At 71.8% G+C, this 19632-nt stretch carries 16 protein-coding genes, 1 rRNA gene and 1 riboswitch; of the genes, 13 read left to right on the top strand and 4 right to left on the bottom strand.

Translation table 11 applies throughout. From position 1 onward, the window contains the following. The 12 genes from rrf to ACIPLC_RS33575 form a co-directional block, all read left to right on the top strand. Positions 1–87, top strand: a 5S ribosomal RNA gene (gene rrf / locus ACIPLC_RS33630); the annotation flags it as partial. Between the two features lie 98 nt (positions 88–185). Beyond that, positions 186–806: a CDP-diacylglycerol--glycerol-3-phosphate 3-phosphatidyltransferase gene (gene pgsA / locus ACIPLC_RS33625; RefSeq protein WP_400476826.1), complete on the top strand. Its 621-nt coding sequence runs from the start codon at positions 186–188 to the stop codon at positions 804–806. A gap of 126 nt (positions 807–932) precedes the next feature. After that, a complete protein-coding gene (locus ACIPLC_RS33620; protein ID WP_400476825.1) occupies positions 933–3428 on the top strand; it encodes a sugar phosphate nucleotidyltransferase in 2496 nt (831 codons plus the stop codon). Between the two features lie 168 nt (positions 3429–3596). Next, positions 3597–4694 (top strand): DUF881 domain-containing protein, encoded by a 1098-nt coding sequence (locus ACIPLC_RS33615; protein WP_400476824.1) that lies wholly within the window; start codon positions 3597–3599, stop codon positions 4692–4694. Further along, positions 4691–5023, top strand: a complete 333-nt coding sequence (locus tag ACIPLC_RS33610) for a small basic family protein (RefSeq protein WP_030062488.1) — start codon at positions 4691–4693, stop codon at positions 5021–5023. Before ACIPLC_RS33615 ends, ACIPLC_RS33610 begins: the two co-directional genes overlap by 4 nt. Before the next feature lie 85 nt (positions 5024–5108). Next, entirely contained in the window at positions 5109–6101 is a 993-nt protein-coding gene (locus ACIPLC_RS33605) for a DUF881 domain-containing protein (RefSeq protein ID WP_400476823.1), read from the top strand. Between the two features lie 226 nt (positions 6102–6327). Beyond that, positions 6328–7209, top strand: coding sequence for an FHA domain-containing protein (locus tag ACIPLC_RS33600; RefSeq protein ID WP_400476822.1), 882 nt, complete (start codon positions 6328–6330; stop codon positions 7207–7209). Between the two features lie 176 nt (positions 7210–7385). After that, positions 7386–8081, top strand: a complete 696-nt coding sequence (locus tag ACIPLC_RS33595) for a MerR family transcriptional regulator (protein ID WP_400476828.1) — start codon at positions 7386–7388, stop codon at positions 8079–8081. A 133-nt stretch (positions 8082–8214) separates the two neighbouring features. Beyond that, entirely contained in the window at positions 8215–8691 is a 477-nt protein-coding gene (locus tag ACIPLC_RS33590) for a bifunctional nuclease family protein (protein WP_063350203.1), read from the top strand. A 237-nt stretch (positions 8692–8928) separates the two neighbouring features. Then, on the top strand, positions 8929–9573 hold the full coding sequence (locus tag ACIPLC_RS33585) for a MerR family transcriptional regulator (RefSeq protein WP_400476821.1): 645 nt from the start codon (positions 8929–8931) through the stop codon (positions 9571–9573). 195 nt (positions 9574–9768) lie between these two features. Continuing rightward, a complete protein-coding gene (locus ACIPLC_RS33580) occupies positions 9769–10461 on the top strand; it encodes a vancomycin high temperature exclusion protein (protein ID WP_400476827.1) in 693 nt (230 codons plus the stop codon). 61 nt (positions 10462–10522) lie between these two features. Then, positions 10523–11923 carry a DNA polymerase IV gene (locus tag ACIPLC_RS33575; protein WP_400476820.1) on the top strand — a complete coding sequence of 467 codons (1401 nt, stop codon included), beginning with the start codon at positions 10523–10525 and terminating at the stop codon, positions 11921–11923. Positions 11924–12067: 144 nt separating this feature from the next. On the opposite strand, the gene ACIPLC_RS33570 is transcribed toward ACIPLC_RS33575, so the two are convergent. Then, positions 12068–13564, bottom strand: coding sequence for an MFS transporter (locus ACIPLC_RS33570; protein ID WP_400476819.1), 1497 nt, complete (start codon positions 13562–13564; stop codon positions 12068–12070). Positions 13565–13744: 180 nt separating this feature from the next. Then, a complete protein-coding gene (locus ACIPLC_RS33565; RefSeq protein WP_400476818.1) occupies positions 13745–14815 on the bottom strand; it encodes a DUF2382 domain-containing protein in 1071 nt (356 codons plus the stop codon). Positions 14816–15050: 235 nt separating this feature from the next. Continuing rightward, positions 15051–15154, top strand: a riboswitch (glycine riboswitch). Positions 15155–15392: 238 nt separating this feature from the next. On the opposite strand from ACIPLC_RS33565, the gene gcvP reads away from it, so the two are divergent. Continuing rightward, on the top strand, positions 15393–18293 hold the full coding sequence (gcvP, locus tag ACIPLC_RS33560; RefSeq protein WP_400476817.1) for an aminomethyl-transferring glycine dehydrogenase: 2901 nt from the start codon (positions 15393–15395) through the stop codon (positions 18291–18293). A 94-nt stretch (positions 18294–18387) separates the two neighbouring features. On the opposite strand, the gene ACIPLC_RS33555 is transcribed toward gcvP, so the two are convergent. Both ACIPLC_RS33555 and ACIPLC_RS33550 read right to left on the bottom strand, forming a co-directional pair. After that, complete coding sequence (locus tag ACIPLC_RS33555) at positions 18388–18579, bottom strand: DUF5999 family protein (RefSeq protein ID WP_400476816.1); 192 nt, start codon at positions 18577–18579, stop codon at positions 18388–18390. A 396-nt stretch (positions 18580–18975) separates the two neighbouring features. Next, a complete protein-coding gene (locus tag ACIPLC_RS33550; RefSeq protein WP_400476815.1) occupies positions 18976–19548 on the bottom strand; it encodes a hypothetical protein in 573 nt (190 codons plus the stop codon). Positions 19549–19632: the final 84 nt, after the last annotated feature.

Raw genomic sequence — 19632 nt, 5'->3', positions numbered from 1 at the left:
GGTTACATTCCGAACCCGGAAGCTAAGCCTTACAGCGCCGATGGTACTGCAGGGGGGACCCTGTGGGAGAGTAGGACGCCGCCGAACAATCATTCGAGAGAAGCCCCCGCCGGGTGAACCTGGCGGGGGCTTTTCTGTTGTAGGGTCAACGTGCATTGTCGTCACACGGGACAGGAGGCCCCCGGGTGGAGGTCCAGGAGACGCGGGTCCAGACCGATCGCGTCCTCACCATCCCCAACCTGCTCAGCATGGGCCGGCTGGTCGGTGTTCCGCTTTTTCTCTGGCTGATTCTCTGGCCGGTTTTCGACGGCCCCAACAACAATGGTTGGGCGCTGCTGATCCTGATGCTGAGCGGTGTCAGCGACTACCTCGACGGGAAACTCGCGCGGCGATGGGGGCAGGTCAGCCGGGTGGGGCAGCTGCTCGATCCGCTGGCGGACCGGCTCTACGTGCTGTCCACGTTGGTCGGTTTGACCTGGCGTGAGATTCTTCCGTGGTGGGTGACGGCGATTCTGCTGGCCCGGGAAGTGTTTCTCGGCGCGCTGCTGCCCATTTTGAACCGGCACGGTTACGGGCCGCTTCAGGTGAGTTTTCTGGGGAAGGCCGCGACCTTCAATCTGATGTACGCGTTTCCGCTTCTCCTGCTCGGCAGCGTGGACAGCTGGATCGCGCGGCCGGCCGAGGTGGTGAGCTGGGCCTTCATCTGGTGGGGGACCACATTGTACTGGTGGGCCGGTATTCTTTACGCGGTTCAGGCCCGGCGGATCACCCGTGCGGGCTCGACGGGCTCCGCGTCCGCAGTCTGAGACGTGATCTGAGAGAAGTCCCACGCCGTATCGGTGCGTCGGACGATACCTTCCGGGTAGGGATCCCTCTGGAACGGTTTGATGGACCTCTGTAGGTCCACCACCGCAAAGGAGGACGCACCCGTAATGAAAGCCGTTGTCATGGCAGGGGGCGAAGGAACCCGACTCCGCCCGATGACCTCCAGCATGCCGAAGCCGCTGCTTCCGGTCGCCAACAGGCCGATCATGGAGCACGTGCTTCGGCTGCTGAAGCGGCACGGCCTCTCCGACACCGTCGTCACCGTCCAGTTCCTGGCCTCACTGGTCAAGAACTACTTCGGTGACGGCGAGGACTTGGGCATGCATCTGACCTATGCCCACGAGGAGACGCCGCTAGGCACCGCGGGGAGTGTCAAGAACGCCGAGGACGCGTTGAAGGACGACTCCTTTCTGGTGATCTCCGGTGACGCACTGACCGACTTCGACCTCTCGGAATTGATCGACTTTCACCGCAGCAAGAACGCGCTGGTCACCGTCTGTCTCACCAGGGTGCCGAATCCCCTCGAGTTCGGTATCACGATCACGGACGACGACGGGCGGGTCGAGCGCTTCCTGGAGAAGCCGACCTGGGGGCAGGTCTTCTCCGACACCGTGAACACCGGTATCTACGTGATGGAACCCGAGGTCTTCGACTACGTCGCAGCGGGTGAGTCCGTCGACTGGTCGAGTGACGTCTTCCCGCAATTGTTGAAGGAGGGCAAGCGGGTCTACGGCTACGTCGCCGAGGGTTACTGGGAGGACGTGGGCACCCACGAGAGCTACGGCAAGGCCCAGGCGGACGTCCTGGAGGGCAAGGTCGACGTCGAGATCGACGGATTCGAGATCTCGCCGGGCGTCTGGGTGGCCGAGGGCGCGGAGGTGGACCCGGAGGCCGTGCTCCGCGGGCCGCTGTACATCGGGGACTACGCCAAGGTCGAGGCCGGCGTCGAGATCCGTGAGCACACCGTGCTCGGCAGCAACGTGGTGGTCAAGCGTGGTGCGTTCCTCCACAAGGCGGTCGTGCACGACAACGTGTACATCGGGCCGCAGAGCAATCTGCGCGGCTGCGTGGTCGGCAAGAACACCGACGTGATGCGGGCGGCCCGGATCGAGGACGGTGCGGTGATCGGGGACGAGTGCCTGATCGGCGAGGAGTCGATCATCGGGGCGAACGTCCGCGTCTACCCGTTCAAGACCATCGAGGCCGGCGCCGTCGTCAACACGTCGGTGATCTGGGAGTCCCGCGGCCAGGAGCACCTGTTCGGTGTCCGCGGCGTGTCGGGGATCCTGAACGTCGAGATCACCCCGGAGCTGGCCGTTCGGCTGGCCGGCGCGTACGCCACGACGTTGAAGAAGGGGGCGACCGTCACCATTGCGCGTGACCACTCGCGTGGTGCGCGTGCGCTCAAACGGGCGATGATTTCGGCGCTGCAGACGTCCGCCATAGACGTCCGCGACCTGGAGAACGTGCCGATGCCGGTGGCCCGGCAGCACACCGCGCGGGGGAGCGCGGGAGGGATCTTCCTGCGGACCACGCCGGGGGTGCCGGACTCGCTGGACATCCTCTTCTTCGACGAGCGCGGGGCCGACCTCTCGCAGGCCGGGCAGCGCAAGCTGGACCGCGTGTACGCGCGCCAGGAGTACCGGCGGGCCTTCCCCGGTGAGATCGGGGACCTGACCTTCCCGTCCAGCGTCTTCGACTCCTACGCGGGCAACCTGCTGCGGGCCGTCGACACCACCGGGGTCCGGGAGGCCGGGCTGAAGGTGGTCGTGGACACCGCGCACGGCAGCGCCGGCCTGGTTCTGCCGAGCATCCTCGGGCGGCTCGGGGTGGAGGCGCTGACCGTCTCCAGCGGGCTGGACGAGGCGCGGCCGACGGAGGACGCGGAGGAGCGGCGGGCCGGGCTGGCCAGGCTCGGTGAGCTGGTGGCCTCCTCCAGGGCGGCCTTCGGCGTCCGCTTCGACCCGGTCGGCGAGCGGGTTGCGTTCGTCGACGAACTGGGCCGGGTGATCGACGACGACCGGGCGCTGCTGGTGCTGCTGGACCTGGTCGCGGCCGAGCGGCGCAGCGGGCAGGTGGCGCTGCCGGTGACCACGACCCGGATCGCCGAACAGGTCGCCGCGTACCACGGCACCCAGGTCATCTGGACCACGACGACGCCGGACGACCTGGCGAAGGCGGCCGCCACCGAGGGCACGGTGTTCGGCGGGGACGGACGCGGCGGTTTCGTGGTGCCGGAGTTCAGCGGGGTGCTGGACGGGGCCGCCGCCTTCGTGCGGCTGGTCGGCCTGGTGGCGCGGACCCAGCTCACGCTGAGCCAGATCGACGCGCGCATCCCGCAGGCGCACATCCGTCGCCGGGACCTCGCGACGCCGTGGGCGGCCAAGGGGATGGTGATGCGCTCGGTGGTCGAGGCGGCCGGCAGCCGGCGGCTGGACACCACCGACGGCGTCCGGGTCGTCGAGGCGGACGGGCGTTGGACGCTGGTGCTGCCGGACCCGGCCGAGGCGACCACCCACCTGTGGGCGGAGGGCCCGGACGACGAGGCCACCGAGGCACTGCTGGACGAGTGGGCGGCGGTGGTCGACGGGGCCGGGCGGTGATGACACCGGCCTGATCGTCCGACGGTGCTGACGGTCGGGGCGCGCGGTGTGGTCCGCGCGCCCCGCTGTCCGTTTTCACACTGTTCGCAGTGATCCGTCACTTTGTGTCGTGTGTGCAGCTCAAGGGGTGTGCGCGGGCCCCTTCGCCGACGTGGGACGATGGTCCGCATGCCAGCGACGCCGACGCCGAGTGCCCCGAACGGACGGTACGACCGCCCGGACGCCTCGATGTCCCTGCTGACCAACGTGATGGACCACAGCCTGGACGAGGGCTACGCGGAGGCGGCCGCGGCGCGGGGCGGAGACCACGACAGCCGGATACCCAGGACGGCCCGCGGTCTGCTCACGCTGGGCGCCGGGCTGGCCCTGGCCGGGGCCGTGGTGACGGTCGGCGCGGTGAACGCGCACAAGGCGGAGCCGACGCTGGCCAAGGAGCGGGACGCGCTGATCCACCGGATCAATGACACCAACGGCTCGGCCGACCGCCTCCAGCAGGAGGTCCAGGAGCTGCGGCGCAGGGTGGAGAGCACGCAGCAGCAGGCGCTCGCCACGGGTGACGGAGACCAGGGCGACCTGACCGGCGCGGTGGGCCTGGGGGAGGTCACGGGGCCGGGCGTCAAGCTGGTCCTGGAGGACGCGGCGGGGACCGGCAGCGGGGGGAACGTCGACCCGCGGGCCGGGCAGGGCTTCTCCAACAGTGGCCGGCTGCGGGACCGCGACCTGCAACTGGTGGTGAACGGCCTGTGGGGATCCGGCGCGGAGGCCGTGGCGATCAACGGTCAGCGGCTCACCGCGCTCTCCGCGATCCGGGCCGCGGGCGAGGCGGTGCTGGTGGACAACCGGCCGCTCGTCCCGCCGTACAACATCCAGGCGATCGGGGACGGGCCGAAGCTCCTCACCGCCTTCGAGAGCGACATGGCCGGGCAGTACCTGCGGTTGCTCCAGGAGAAGTACGGCATCAAGTCGACCATGTCCGCGCAGAAGACCCTGACGCTGCCGGCCGCGGTGGGCGTGACGCTGCGGACCGCCCAGCCGGTCACACCGGAGGCCTCGTCCTCGGCGTCCCCGGCGGCGGTCCAGGTCACCCCGACCCCGACGCCGTCACCCACGGCCGGAACCTCCGGGAGCCCGAGCGCGTCCGTTTCACCGTCCGCGGGCACCGGGCGGCGCACGCCGAGCGGATCCGCGAAGACCACGACAGCCCACTCGTCCACGACGGCCCCGACCGGGTCGTCGTCCGCAGGGACAGGAGCAGCTAGACCGTGATTGCCGTACTGGGTCTCGTGATCGGGGTGGTCGTCGGACTCTTCGTCCAGCCCGAGGTGCCGGACGCCGTCGTGCCGTACCTGCCGATCGCGGTGGTGGCGGCGCTGGACGCCGTGTTCGGCGGCGTCCGGGCGATGCTGGACGGGATCTTCAACGACAAGGTGTTCATCGTCTCGTTCCTGTCGAACGTGGTGGTCGCGGCACTGATCGTCTTCCTCGGTGACCAGCTGGGCGTCGGCTCGCAGCTGTCCACGGGTGTCGTCGTCGTCCTCGGCATCCGCATCTTCTCCAACGCGGCCGCGATCCGGCGCCATGTCTTCCGCGCCTGAGTCGGGCCGCGGGGCGGCGGAGGAGCGCGCGGACGGCGGCGGGAAGGCGCTGGAGCGGGCTACCGAGGTGCCAGGGCCGGAGCCGGTGGTCGAGGCGGGCCCCGTCGAGCCGGCGGACGGCGCCGGGGAGGTCCAGGACGCCGGGAAGCCGGAGAAGCCCGAGAAGGCCGAGGGGCCCGCTGCGGCGGCGGAGGAGCCCGAGGAGCGGGCTGCGGCGAAGTCTGATGCTAAGCCTGAGCTTGAGGCCGAGGCGGCGCCCGAGCCCGTGGTGCGGCTCGCGAAGGCCGTGGAGCCGGAGTGCGAGCCTGAGCCTGAGCCCGAGCCCGCTGTGGAGCCGGTCGCGGTGGACCGCAGCGCGGGGCGGCGGCGCCTCAAGGCAGCCCTGTGGCCGCCGCGGATGTCGCGCGGGCAGCTGGTGGTGGCGCTACTGCTGTTCTCGCTGGGCCTGGGGCTGGCGATCCAGGTGCGGTCGACCAACGACCACCACAGCCAGCTCCGCGGAGCCCGCCAGGAGGACCTGGTGCGCATCCTCGACGAACTGGACAGCCGTCAGCAGCGTCTTCAGCAGGAGAAGGCGGAGTTGGAGCAGTCCCTGGCCAAGTTGGAGAACAGTTCCAACCAGGCCAAGGAGGCCCAGGAGCAGACCAGGAAGAAGGCGACGGAGCTCGGCGTGCTCGCCGGCACCGTCAAAGCCACTGGTCCGGGCATCGTACTCACGGTCGATGATCCCCAAGGGCAGGTGAAGGCAGATATGCTGCTGGACACCCTGCAGGAACTTCGAGCGGCGGGGGCGGAGGCGATTCAGATCAACGATGTGCGCGTGGTGGTCAACACCTACTTCACCGACGTGTCGGGCGGCGGGGTGCAGATCGACGGGAAGAAGGTCTCGCAGCCCTATCGGTTCACCGTCGTGGGGAACCCGCAGGATCTGACACCCGCGCTGAACATCCCGGGAGGTGTCGTCCGCACCCTGGAGAGCCACCAGGCGCGGGCGACGATCACCCAGCAGCAGAAGGTGGTCGTGGACGCCCTCGTGGATCTGAAGACGCCGCAGTACGCCAAGCCGGCTTCGAAGTGACGGGGCGCCCGACGAACGGCCCGTCACCTGCGGGCGGCACCCGGTGCGGGGCGCCGCCGTCGCGTGGGCGAGACTGGGTCGTACCAGTACGCACCGGAGCACCAACCGCAGTACCAACCATCGGAGTACCACTCCAGCAGGCCCGATCCGCAACCGGGCCCGCGACCTGTCCGAGGTTCTCACCCTGCCCCGCGGGCGGGTCTGTCACACGCAAGGGGATTCGCCCGTGAGTTTCTTCTCGAAGTTGTTCGGTCGTAACAAGGGTCGTGGCGCGGCCGGCGTCGAGGCGCCCACCGCGCGGCACCGCAGGCCCGAGGACGAGGCCGCCGTGCCGGGCATGCGCCCCGCCCCCGAGGCGGCGCCGTACGCCGAGCAGCAGCTGTTCCGGGGCGGCGGCGCCGCCCAGTACGCCGGGAATCCGGCGGGCTACGGCGCGTCGGTTGACCCTTCCGGCGACCCGCGCATAGGTTTCCCGTCAGGACCCTCAACCTCTGGTGGAGGGTTTGCCCCCGACCCGTACGCCGGGCACAACCCGTCGGGTGTGCCGCGCCAGGAGGCTGTGAACATGGCTGGCCCCACTCCGTGCCCCAGGTGCGGTAACCAGAACCCGGCCTCGGCCCGGTTCTGTTCCAACTGCGGTACGGCGCTGCGCGGCGGCCTGCTTCCGGAGGGGGCGGCGGAGACCACGTCGACCATCTCCATCTCCGGCCTGGAGTCGTACGACCCCAACACCACGACGGGCACCGGCGCCACGCCGGCCCTGTCGGCCGAGGTGCTGTCGGCGATCGACGCACTGCCGCCGGGCTCGGCCCTGCTGATCGTCCAGCGCGGTCCGAACTCGGGCAGCCGCTTCCTGCTGGACTCCGACGTCACCACGGCCGGCCGTCACCCGCAGGGCGACATCTTCCTGGACGACGTCACGGTCTCGCGGCGTCACGTGGAGTTCCGCCGGACGCCGGCCGGGTTCAGCGTCGCGGACGTCGGCAGCCTCAACGGCACCTACGTCAACCGGGAGCGGATCGACGAGGTGTCGCTGAACAACGGCGACGAGGTGCAGATCGGGAAGTACCGGCTGGTGTTCTTCGCCGGCCACAACCGGGGGTACTGAACCCAACGTCGGTAGGAGCCCGAGTGAGTACGAATACCCCTTCATCTTCTCTCGGGGCGGCCACCCCCGCACCGTCCGGTCCGCAGGCGGGCCGCGGCGGGCGCGGGGTGGTCGCGGGCCCCAGGCAGCCGGTCCGTCCGGACCGGCCGGGTGGGCGGCGGCGCGGCGACGAACTGCTGAGCATCGGCGCGGTGCTGACCTTCCTGCGCGACGACTTCCCCGAGGTCACCATCTCCAAGATCAGGTTCCTGGAGGCGGAGGGGCTGGTCGAGCCGCAGCGCACGCCCTCGGGGTACCGCAAGTTCAGCCCGGCCGACGTCGAGCGGCTGGCCTACGTCCTGCGGATGCAGCGTGACCACTACCTGCCGCTGCGGGTGATCCGCGAGCACCTCGACGCCATCGAGCGCGGTGAGGCACCGCCCGCGCTGCCCCCCTCCGCCGACACCCGGCCCGGGCCGCTGGAGGAGGCGGACCGGGAGCTGGTCGCCTCGGCCGACGTCCCGTCCGGAGTCCGGCTGGGGCGTGCCGAACTGCTGGCGGCCGCCGAGTCCGGGGAGCGCGAGCTGTCCGAGTGGGAGGCCTACGGGCTGGTCGCGCCCGGTCCGGACGGCGGGTACGACGGCGAGGCGCTGCAGGTGGCCCGGCTGGTCGCGGAACTCGGCCGGTACGGGCTGGAACCGCGGCACCTGCGGGCGATGAAGGCCGCGGCGGATCGGGAGATCGCGCTGGTGGAACAGGTGGTGGCGCCACTGCGCCGACACCGGAACCCGCAGACCAGGGCCCATGCCGAGGCTACCGCTCGGGAGCTGGCGACACTGTCCGTGCGGCTGCACGCGGCGATGGTCCAGGCCGGTCTGCGCAGCCGCGGATAGCGTCCCCGTGGGATTCCCGCGGGGCTCCTGCGGGGTGGCCGTCCAGACCCCGGGCGGCCGGGGTGCACCGCGCTGACCAGCGGCGTCGGCCCTGCGCTTTCATATCCGGGGCCTGAGCCATAGGGTTGCCTGTGTGAATGAGCTCGACGTCGTGGGTGTCCGAGTGGAGATGCCTTCCAACCAGCCGATCGTGCTGCTGCGGGAGGTCGGGGGCGATCGGTACCTGCCGATCTGGATCGGTCCCGGCGAGGCGACCGCGATCGCCTTCGCCCAGCAGGGCATGACGCCGGTCCGCCCGCTGACGCACGACCTCTTCAAGGACGTCCTGGAGGCGCTCGGGCAGCAGCTCACCGAGGTCCGGATCACCGACCTGCGGGAGGGCGTCTTCTACGCCGAGCTGGTCTTCACCGGCGGGGTCGAGGTGAGCGCCCGGCCGTCCGACGCGATAGCGCTGGCCCTGCGCACCGGCACGCCGATCTACGGGAGCGAGGAGGTGCTCGCCGAGGCGGGCATCGCGATCCCGGACGAGCAGGAGGACGAGGTCGAGAAGTTCCGCGAGTTCCTCGACCAGGTGTCGCCCGAGGACTTCGGGGGCAGCGGTCCGCAGTAGCGCGGACCGGATTTCCGTACAGGTCGGGCCGTTGTTTGGCTTGCCGTTTTGCCAAAAACCGTCGACCTACCCACACTAGGGGCACGAAAAACCACTCTCCTGAGTGATGTGGTTTGTCTGGCCCGGCGTGGCGATCGTTGACGGGTCATAGGGGACTGCCTACCGTCAGGAGTGGCTGTCCGGGTGACCGATGCCCGCAGTTCGGGTTGCCCGCAGCACCAGTGGACGGAGGTAGGCATGAGCAGCACCGGCGATGACGCGGCCGTGGGAGGCCTGTGCGCCGTGCACCTGCCGCGCACCGCTCGCACCGTGACGGACCTGCCCCGGGTGGGCAGGTTCCCGGCCGTGCAGCCGGGTCAGCCCGCGATCGAGCGGCTGGCCCCGACGTCCGAACTGATCGGCTACCGCGGTCCGACGGCCTGCGCGGCGGCCGGCATCACGTACCGCCAGCTGGACTACTGGGCCCGGACCGGACTGCTGGAGCCCAGCGTCCGTTCGGCGTACCCGGCCACCAGCCAGCGGCTCTACAGCTTCCGCGACATCCTGCTGCTGAAGATCGTGAAGCGGCTGCTCGACGCGGGCGTCTCGTTGCAGAACATCCGGGTGGCCGTCGCCCATCTGCAGGCCGCCGAGCAGGGCGACCTGGCCGGGATGACGCTGATGTGCGACGGCGCGACGGTGTACGAGTGCACCACGCCGCAACAGGTGATGAACCTGCTGAAGGGTGGTCAGGGGGTGTTCGGCATCGCGGTGGGAGCGGTCTGGCAGGAGCTGGAGCTCACGCTCGGGCGGCTGCACGGGGAGCGCACCGACACCGGCGAGACGCTGGTCGGCCACGACCCGTCGGACGAGCTGGCCCAGCGGCGCAACCGGGCGGTCTGAACGCAGAACTGACGAGGCCGCGGGGCCCGGCCGGGGACCCGCCCGGGCCCCCGCCCCCGCGGGGGGGCGGGGGGGGGGGGGGGGGGGCGGGGGGCCGGGGGGGGCACCGGGCGGGCCCCGCGGCCTCGTCGTTGCGCCTGGTGAGGGGCGATCGAGGGAGGGCACGTGAGGTTCGGCACCGGGATAGCGGAGCTGCTGCGGCGTCGGGGCGGGCTGCTGAAGGTCCGGCTTCGGCGGCGGCCCGTGCAGCGCAGGGCCTTCCAAGCGGCGACGGTGCTCTGCTCGTTGGCGCTGGCGCCGAGTGCCTGGTTGTGGTGCTCGGCCGGGGACCGGATCGGCACGGTCGCCAGCGTGCCGTCCGCGCCGGTCGCGGTGGTCTTCGGCGCCGGGCTGGACCAGGGCAAGCCGTCGCCGTACCTGGAGCACCGGCTGGTCGCGGCGCTGGACCTGTACCGGGCGGGGAAGGTGCAGGCGATCCTGGTGACCGGCGACAACGGTCGGGACAGCTATGACGAGCCGGACGCGATGCGGACCTACCTGATCGAGCACGGGGTGCCGGCGGTCCGGGTGGTGGGCGACTACGCGGGCTTCGACACCTGGAACTCCTGCACCCGGGCCCGGCGGGTCTTCGGGGTGGAGCGGGCGGTGCTGGTCAGCCAGGACTTCCACGTCCGCCGGGCGCTGGCCCTGTGCGAGGCGGCGGGCATCGACGCGTACGCGGTCGGGGTGCCGGAGCTGCACGACAGTACCTGGTTGTACGGCGGGCTGCGGGAGATCCCCGGGGCGGGCAAGGCGGCGGTCAACGCCTGGCTGCGGCCGGACCCGCTGTTCCTCGGCCCCGAGGAGGACGGCATCCCGAAGGCCCTGGCGGACGCCGCGAGGCGCTAGGGCCTGTCCGGCGCTCCCCGGGTTCGTCCGCATTGTCGGACCCGTGCGCGATGATCGGCGGGTGCGATCACTGCCGAGCATCATCCACCTCGACATGGACGCCTTCTTCGCGGCGGTGGAGCAGGCGGCCAAGCCGAGCCTGCGCGGCAAGCCGGTGGTCGTCGGCGGGCTCGGCGGGCGCGGGGTGGTCTCCACCGCCTCGTACGAGGCGCGGAAGTTCGGGGTGCACTCGGCGATGCCGATGGCGCAGGCGCGCCGGCTCTGCCCCAACGCGGCCTTTCTGAGCGGCCGCTTCGAGGCCTACCGGCAGGTCAGCGAGATCGTGATGCGCCTGCTGCGCGAGCTGTCGCCGCTGGTGCAGCCGCTCAGCCTGGACGAGGCCTTCGTCGACCTGGAGGCCGGCCCCTACGGTCCGGTGCTGGCGGAGGCCGACCACGAGACCGGGGAGCGGCTGGTGATCGCCCTGGCGGAGGACCTGCGGGCGGACATCCAGCGGCGCACCGGGCTGACCGGGTCGGTCGGGGCCGCCGGGTCCAAGCTGATGGCGAAGATCGCCTCCGAGCAGGCCAAACCGGACGGGCTGGTGCTGATCGAGCCCGGGCAGGAGCGGGCCGTGCTCGGCCCGATGCCGGTCCGGGCGCTGCCCGGGATCGGGCCGGCCACCGAACAGGTGCTGCGGCGGGCCGGGCTGAACACCGTGGCCGACCTCGCCGAGGCGGGGGAGGGCGAACTGGTGCAGTTGCTCGGGCGGGCGCACGGCGCTGGCGTGCACCAGATGTCGATAGGGCTGGACGACCGGCCGGTGGTGGCCGATCAGGACGCCAAGTCGGTCTCGGTGGAGGACACCTTCGAGGTGGACCTCGCCGACCGGGAGCGGGTGCTGCGCGAGGTGGAGGTGTTGGCCGCCCGGTGCGTGCGGCGGCTGCGCGCGGCCGGGCGTTCGGGGCGGACGGTGGTGCTCAAGGTCCGGCGGTTCGACTTCTCGACGCTGACCCGCTCGGAGACGCTGCGCGGACCCACCGACGACGAGGCGGTGGTCATCGAGACGGCGCGCCGGCTGGCCGCCCAGGTGGACATCACCGGCGGGGTGCGGCTGCTCGGGGTGGGTGTCGCCCAACTGGCCGACTACACCCAGGAGGACCTGTTCGCGCAGGCCCTCCGGGAGGAGGCGGCCGAGCACGCGGAGGCGGAGGACGAAGAGGCCGAGGAGGAGCCGGAGGCGGCCGCGCCGCGCCGCTGGATGCCCGGGCAGGACGTCCGCCACGCCGAGCTCGGGCCCGGGTGGGTGCAGGGCAGCGGTGTCGGGCGGGTCACCGTGCGGTTCGAGACGCCGTGGAGCGGGCCGGGGCGCATCCGGACCTTCGCGGTGGACGATCCGGCGCTGGAACCGGCCCGTCCGCTGCCGCTGCGTGGGGCCGAGGGTCCGGGCGAGACGGGGGAGACGGGGGAGACGGGGCCGTGAAACGCGAAGCGGCCCCAACCGGTGGGGGGAGTACCGGTTGGGGCCGCATACCGTGCCGGACTTCGTGCGGTCGTGATGCCCTCATGACCGTCCGAAGGCCGGGTCGCCGCGCCCTGTCCCTGAGCGCGGCGGCCGGACGCCTGGTCAGGCGTCGGTCTTGGCCAGCGCGGGGCTGGAGTTCCGGTCTTCCGCGTTGCCCGAGGCGACGACGGTGGCGGCCGGCTTGACGCCGCGGATCAGGAACGGGACGACGCCGGCGACGGCGCAGACGACGGCCGCGGCCCAGAACGCGTGCTTGTAGGCGTCCAGGGTGGGCAGCACCAGCGGGATCTGCGGCGGCAGCTTCATGGTGTCGCCGGTCAGGATGGCGGCCATCACGGCGGTGCCGATCGCGCCACCGACGGTGCGCAGCACGGCGTTCATGCCGTTGGCGATGCCGCTCTGCTCCACCGGGACGGCGCCGTTGATGTAGGCCGGCATCGCGGAGAACGCCAGGCCGATGCCCAGACCGAAGATCGCCGAGGAGATGTAGATGTCGCCCTCGTGGCTGTGCCGCACGGCCAGGTAGGCCATCGCGACGGCACCCAGGACGCCACCGAGGACCAGCGGCAGGCGCGGGCCGCGGCGGGCGATCAGGATCGCGCCGACCGGGGCCGCCACCATCGAGCCGATCGCGGACGGCAGCAGCAGCAGACCGGCGTGCAGGACGGTCGCGGTGAAGCCGTAGTGGGTGAGCTTCTCCGGGGTCTGGGCGAAGTTGCTGATCACCATGAACGAGCCGTACATGCCGAAGCCGATCAGCAGGCCGGCCAGGTTGGTGAAGGCGACGGCCGGACGGGACATCATCTTCATGTCCACCAGGGGGTGCGCGACCTTGGTCTCGATGACCCCCCAGATCAGGGCGACGACGGCGGCCACGGCGAACAGGCCGAGGGTCTTGGTCGAGGTCCAGCCCCAGTGGTTGCCCTGGCTGACCGCGACGAGCAGGGCGGAGAGCCAGCCGGCCAGGGTGAGGGCGCCGAGCGGGTCGGCGCCGCCCTCCTTGTCGGTGACCGGGTCGGACGGGACGCGGAACGCGACCAGGGCGATCGCGATCAGACCGAAGACCAGGCCCATCCAGAAGATCGACTTGTAGCTCCAGTGCTCCAGCAGGAGACCGGTCGCGACCAGGCCGAGGCCGGAGCCGACACCCATCGAGGCGCTGATGGCGGCGACGCCGCCGGTCACCTTCCGCTTGGGCAGCTCGTCGCGGACGATGCTGATCGCCAGCGGGAGCACGCCACCGCCGGCGCCCTGCAGGACACGGGCGACGACCAGCCAGGTGAAGGAGTGGGTGCTGACCGCCAGCGCCGAACCGGCGACCAGACCGGCCAGCGAGATCAGCAGCATCGGCTTACGGCCCCGGAGGTCGCCGAAGCGGCCCAGCAGGGGAGTCAGCACGGCGGCGGAGAGCAGGTTGGCGGTCATCAGCCAGGTGATGCTGGACGCGGAGACGCTCAGTTCCTTGGCCAGCGAGGGCAGGATCGGGACGACCGCGGTCTGCACCACGCTGAACGACAGCATCGCCAGGATGAGGGCCGGCAGGACCCGGGCGCTGCTCTGCTTCTCGGCCGCGGTGGTGGGCTGTGGTGCCTCACTCACGGTTGCTTCCTCCCGTACATAGTGAATGAACTGAAGTAACCATGCCGGGAGATACTTCAGAGTGTCAAATATCCAGTGGTGACGCTTTGGCAAAATCGAAGGATTCCGGCCGGGCGGCGAACGGGGCGGGGCATGCCGAGGACCCCGGACCGATGGGGTCCGGGGTCCTCGGGCGAGGGGTCAGGCGAGCGGGCGCAGCACGGCCGGGCGGGGGGCCTCGGCTGCCCGGTTGGCCACCGGGGGCGTCGGGACGGCGGCGGTGGTGTTGTCGTGGATCTCGACGTGCTCGCGGCGCAACTCCTCCCGGATCACCTCCTCGGCGGTGTAGCGCTCCACCACCAGGCGGACCCGTTCGACCGGGGCGAGGTACTTGCGGACCACCGGGCGCTCCTCGCGCAGGGTGACCTCCTCCACCGCCTCGGCGATCTCCTTCTCGGTCAGGGAGGCGCGCTCGGCCTCGCTCACCGGCATCCGCTCCACCCGGACGCGCTCGCGGACCACCGGGACGCGGCGCTCGACCTGCTCGCTGGTCACGTACTTGCGCAGCTTCGCGGTGCCCACGGCGTGCCAGTCCGTGGTGATGTCCAGGCGCTCCTCGCGGCAGGTGATCTCCACCGGGCCGTTGGGGGGCGAAGAGGCCGGGCCGGTCGAGTGCCCCGGGACGGGCGAGCCCGTGGCCGGGGTCGCGGTGGGCGTCACGGCCGGGGCGGGCTGGGGCTTGGGCTCGGTCGCCGTGGCGGCGGCTGCGGGCGCGGGCGCGGGGGTGCCGAGGGTCCGCACGTCGGCCTCCGTGGCGGTGCTGGCAGGAGTGGTGGTCGGGACGGGGTCGAGGGAGTGGAAGGCGATGGGCTTCACGGGCCCGGCCGCCGAGGTGGTGCCGAAGTCGAGGTCGGGCCGCGCGGGCTGGTCGCCGTCGGGGCCGACCGGCCGGCCGTCCACCGGGGTGTCCAGGCCGTAGTAGCGGTAGAGCTGGAGTTCCTGGGCGGGCGACAGGTGCTGGCCCACGCCGAAGTCCGGCGACTCCTTCACCAGCGACTTGTCGTACGGCACCCGGAGCTCGTCACCGGAGAACTCGCTCGTGGTGAGCGGGACGAAGGCGTCCCGGCCGAAGATGCCGGTCCGGACGGCGGCCCACTCCGGCCGGCCGGTGGCGTCGTCCAGGTAGACCTCGTCGACCGTGCCGATCTTGTCTCCGTTGCGGTCGACCGCCTTGTGGCCGATGAGGTCCCGGGGGTCGATATCGGTTTGCACTCTTTCCTCCAGTGCGCTGCGCCTGCGGAACTCCCGCAGGAAGGCGGTCGGAGCACCCGTTCCGTCCGCCACTTCACACCAAAAGCCATGAATCGGACGGCCGCGACCGGGGTGGGGCCGGACGGGCCGGGGGCTGGGCCGTCCGGGTCACGTGCCGGTCACGACCGAACCGGGTCAGTGTCCTGACGCACCCGTGTTCGGACGGCCTCCCGCTGGTACCCTGGGCCGCGACCGCCGAGCCCGCTCGGGAGAGTCCCCGACCACGGAAAGCACTGGTCGGGGCGCCGAAGGAGCAACTCCTCCCCGGAATCTCTCAGGCATCCGTACCGTGTGGGGTAGGTCACTCTGGAAAGCAGGGCAGGACCGTCGGCGAGGGAGCCGACGGCCACCACCCTCACCGACGGTGCAAGCCGGCGGCGCGCCCACAGCGCACCGTGCGGGTGAAGCTCTCAGGTCCCGATGACAGAGGGGGAGGCCTGTCGGGTTCGCCCGCCCGGGTCGAACCGCTGTCCGCAGCGGCTCCGGCCGGACGGCGTGCGTACCCCCGCCGGTCCGTGACCAGGAGGCCTCGACCACCATGAACGCCCAGCCGAACGCGGGACGCCCCACCGGCGCCTCGACCCTCACCGAGCTTGAGCTGGCCAGCCCCTTCGAGAACCGCCACATCGGCCCCGACGACGCCGCGCAGCAGAAGATGCTGGCGTCCATCGGCTACGGCTCGCTGGACGAACTCGCCGCCACCGCCGTTCCCGAGGCGATCCGCTCCATCACCGGCCTGGACCTGCCCGGCGGCCGCAGCGAGGCGCAGGTGCTCGCCGAACTCCGCGAGCTGGCGAGCCGCAACCAGGTGCTCCAGCCGATGATCGGCCTGGGCTACTACGGCACCTTCACCCCGCCGGTGATCCTGCGCAACGTCATGGAGAACCCGGCCTGGTACACCGCCTACACGCCGTACCAGCCGGAGATCTCCCAGGGCCGCCTGGAGGCGCTGCTCAACTTCCAGACCCTGGTCTCCGACCTGACCGGCCTGCCGACCTCCGGCTCCTCGCTGCTCGACGAGGGCACCGCGGCCGCCGAGGCGATGGCGCTCGCCCGCCGCGTCACCAAGGTCAAGGGCGGCGTCTTCCTGGTCGACGTCGAGACCCTGCCGCAGACCATCGCGGTGATCAACACCCGCGCGGTGCCGACCGGTGTCGAGGTCGTCGTCGCCGACCTGTCCGAGGGCATCCCGGCCGAGATCGCCGAGCGCGGCGTCTTCGGCGTGCTGCTCCAGTACCCGGGCGCCACCGGTGTGGTCCGCGACCTCACCCCGGTCATCGAGCAGGCGCACGGCCTCGGCGCGATCGTCGCGGTCGCCGCCGACCTGCTGGCGCTGACCCTGCTCGCCTCGCCGGGCTCGCTCGGCGCCGACATCGCCTGCGGCACCTCGCAGCGCTTCGGCGTGCCGATGGGCTTCGGCGGCCCGCACGCCGGCTACCTGTCGGTGCGCGCCGAGTACGCCCGCTCGCTGCCCGGCCGCCTGGTCGGCGTCTCGGTCGACGCCGACGGCAACCGCGCCTACCGCCTGGCGCTGCAGACCCGCGAGCAGCACATCCGCCGGGAGAAGGCCACCAGCAACATCTGCACCGCCCAGGTGCTGCTCGCCGTCATGGCCTCGATGTACGCCGTGTACCACGGTCCGGACGGTCTGGCCGACATCGCCCGCCGCACCCACCGCTACGCCGCCGCCCTCGCCGAGGGCCTGCGGGCCGGCGGCGTCGAGCTGCTGCACGGCGAGTTCTTCGACACCGTCACCGCCGTCGTCCCGGGCCGCGCCGCCGAGATCGCGTCCGCCGCCCGCGCCAACGGCGTCAACGTCCACGAGGACGGCGCGGACCGGATCTCGGTCTCCACCGACGAGACCACCACCCGCGAGCACCTGGCCGCCGTCTGGGCCGCGTTCGGCGTCCCCGCGGTCGAGGTCGCCGAGGCCGCCGACGCGCTGCCCGGCGCGCTGCTGCGCCAGGACGAGTACCTGACCCACCCGGTCTTCCACAGCCACCGCTCGGAGACCGCCATGCTGCGCTACCTGCGCCGCCTGTCGGACCGGGACTACGCGCTGGACCGCGGCATGATCCCGCTGGGCTCCTGCACCATGAAGCTCAACGCGACCACCGAGATGGAGGCCGTCACCTGGCCGGAGTTCGGCCAGCTGCACCCCTTCGCCCCGATCGAGCAGGCCCAGGGCTACCTCACCCTGATCCGCGAGCTGGAGCGCCAGCTGGTCGAGGTGACCGGCTACGACGCCGTCTCGATCCAGCCGAACGCGGGCTCGCAGGGCGAGCTGGCCGGCCTGCTGGCCGTCCGCGCCTACCACCACGCCAACGGCGACACCCAGCGCGACATCTGCCTGATCCCGTCCTCCGCGCACGGCACCAACGCGGCCTCCGCGGTGATGGCCGGCATGCGCGTGGTCGTGGTGAAGACCCTGGTCGACGGCGACGTGGACGTCGAGGACCTGAAGGCCAAGATCGAGCAGCACCGTGACAGCCTCTCGGTGCTGATGGTCACCTACCCGTCCACCCACGGCGTGTACGAGACCCAGATCACCGACATCTGCGCCCTGGTGCACGAGGCCGGCGGCCAGGTGTACGTGGACGGCGCCAACCTGAACGCCCTGGTCGGCCTCGCCAAGCCGGGCAAGTTCGGCGCGGACGTCTCGCACCTGAACCTGCACAAGACCTTCTGCATCCCGCACGGCGGCGGCGGCCCGGGCGTCGGCCCGGTCGCGGTGCGCGCCCACCTGGCGCCGTACCTGCCGAACCACCCGCTGCAGCCGGAGGCCGGCCCGGCCACCGGGGTCGGCCCGATCTCGGCGGCGCCGTGGGGCTCGGCGGCCATCCTGCCGATCTCCTGGGCGTACGTCCGGCTGATGGGCGGCGAGGGCCTCAAGCGCGCGACCCAGGTCGCGGTGCTGAACGCCAACTACATCGCCAAGCGGCTGGCGCCGCACTTCCCGGTGCTCTACACCGGCCCCGGCGGGCTGGTCGCGCACGAGTGCATCATCGACCTGCGCCCGCTGACCAAGGAGACGGGCGTGACGGTGGACGACATCGCCAAGCGCCTGATCGACTACGGCTTCCACGCGCCGACGATGTCCTTCCCGGTGGCCGGCACGCTGATGATCGAGCCGACCGAGTCCGAGGACCTGCACGAGATCGACCGGTTCTGCGACGCGATGATCGAGATCCGGGCCGAGATCGACAAGGTCGGCTCGGGCGAGTGGGCGGCCGCGGACAACCCGCTGCGCAACGCCCCGCACACCGCCGCCGCGCTGGCCGGCGACTGGGCGCACGGCTACTCGCGGCAGGAGGCGGTCTTCCCGGCGGGCGTGAACCCGGCGGACAAGTACTGGCCGCCGGTGAGCCGGATCGACGGCGCGTACGGCGACCGCAACCTGGTCTGCTCCTGCCCGCCGCTGGAGGAGTACGGCGTCTGAGCCGGACCGGACGCACGGCAGGGCCCCGACGGTACGGACCGTCGGGGCCCTGCCGTGCGTCGTCGTCGTACGGCGGCTGCCCCCGCCGGTGCGGTCAGGCCGCGCGGGCGACGGGGCGGCGCGGCGCGATCACCCGGCCGTCGGGCAGCAGTTCTCCGGTGTCCTCGAACATCACGACGCCGTTGCAGAGCAGGCTCCAGCCCTGCTCCGGGTGGCAGGCCACCGTGACGGCCGCCTCGCGGTCCTCGGACTCGGCCGACGGGCACTCAGGACGGTGCTGGCACATACGCGTACCCTCGCTTCGCTCTGCGATCCTCCCCCGTGGTGCGGCCGCCGGCGGAGCCGCCGGGAGCCGCCGCGGTAGCCGGATCCTGTCCGCGCGCCGACCAGGTGTGGACCGGCGCTCAAGTGGGTAGGACAGGGGGTCCTTCCACGCTGGTTCCCAGTGTCGGCATCTGCGGACGCGCGCGCAGGGATTTCGTGACATGCGCCACAACTCCCGGGCAGAGATCACCCGTTCAGGTGGGTCCGGCGGGAAAAGGCGCACCGATGGGTCAGCTGCGGCATGGCCCGAGGAGGTCATGGCGGATGGCCCGTCCGGATGGCTCGGGCGGGTGAAGGCGACGCGCACGCCGCCGGGCCGCCGGGTGGCGACCCGGTGGCCCGGCGGCGTGGGGCCGACTCAGGAGGAGCCGAGCAGCAGCGGCTTGGCGAGCGGCGCCCGGGCGAGCAGCGGCAGCAGCTCTCCGGCCGGGTAGGCGCGGTGCGCGGTGACGCCGAGCGGGGCCGGGGCCAGCGGGATCAGCTGGTCGGCGCCCGGGCCGGCGTCGGGGCTGTGCAGCCACAGCGCCGTCGCGTACTGCCCGGGGAAGGTCAGTAGCCGGGGCTGCTGGCGGGACCGGGAGCCCTGGGCGAGCTGCCAGGCATGGCGCAGCGCCCGGACCGTCGAGTCGAGGTAGGGGCCGGCGGTGAAGTGCGAGAAGGTGTGGCCCTCGACGGCCTGGACCACCTCTGCGGCGGCGGCGACCTCGGTGCCGTCCTTGATCAGGAAGCGCCAGCCCGTCCGGCGGGCGGCGGGGAGCTCCGGGCGCGGCCCGTCCAGGACGTGGACGGCGAGCGGGTGCGCGGGGAGCAGTGGGCCGATCGGATGGCGCAGTGCTGCGGCGGCGGGTTGGCGCAGCGCGGTCTCCGAGTCGAGTGCGGCCAGGACGGCGCGCAGGGCGCTCGGCGGGGGCTGGGGGGTCTGCAGAGTCATGGCGGGGTCCGCCTCTCCGTGCGAGATCGGCGTGCGAGTGCGGCATACCGGCGTGGCGCGGTGTGTCATCGGTGACGGGACCTG

This window comes from Kitasatospora sp. NPDC086801, from assembly GCF_044745805.1.
In the GTDB taxonomy this organism is placed as follows: Bacteria; Actinomycetota; Actinomycetes; order Streptomycetales; family Streptomycetaceae; genus Kitasatospora.
The sequence above is the reverse complement of the archived record's forward strand: the minus strand, read 5'-3'. Positions and strand labels throughout refer to the sequence as shown.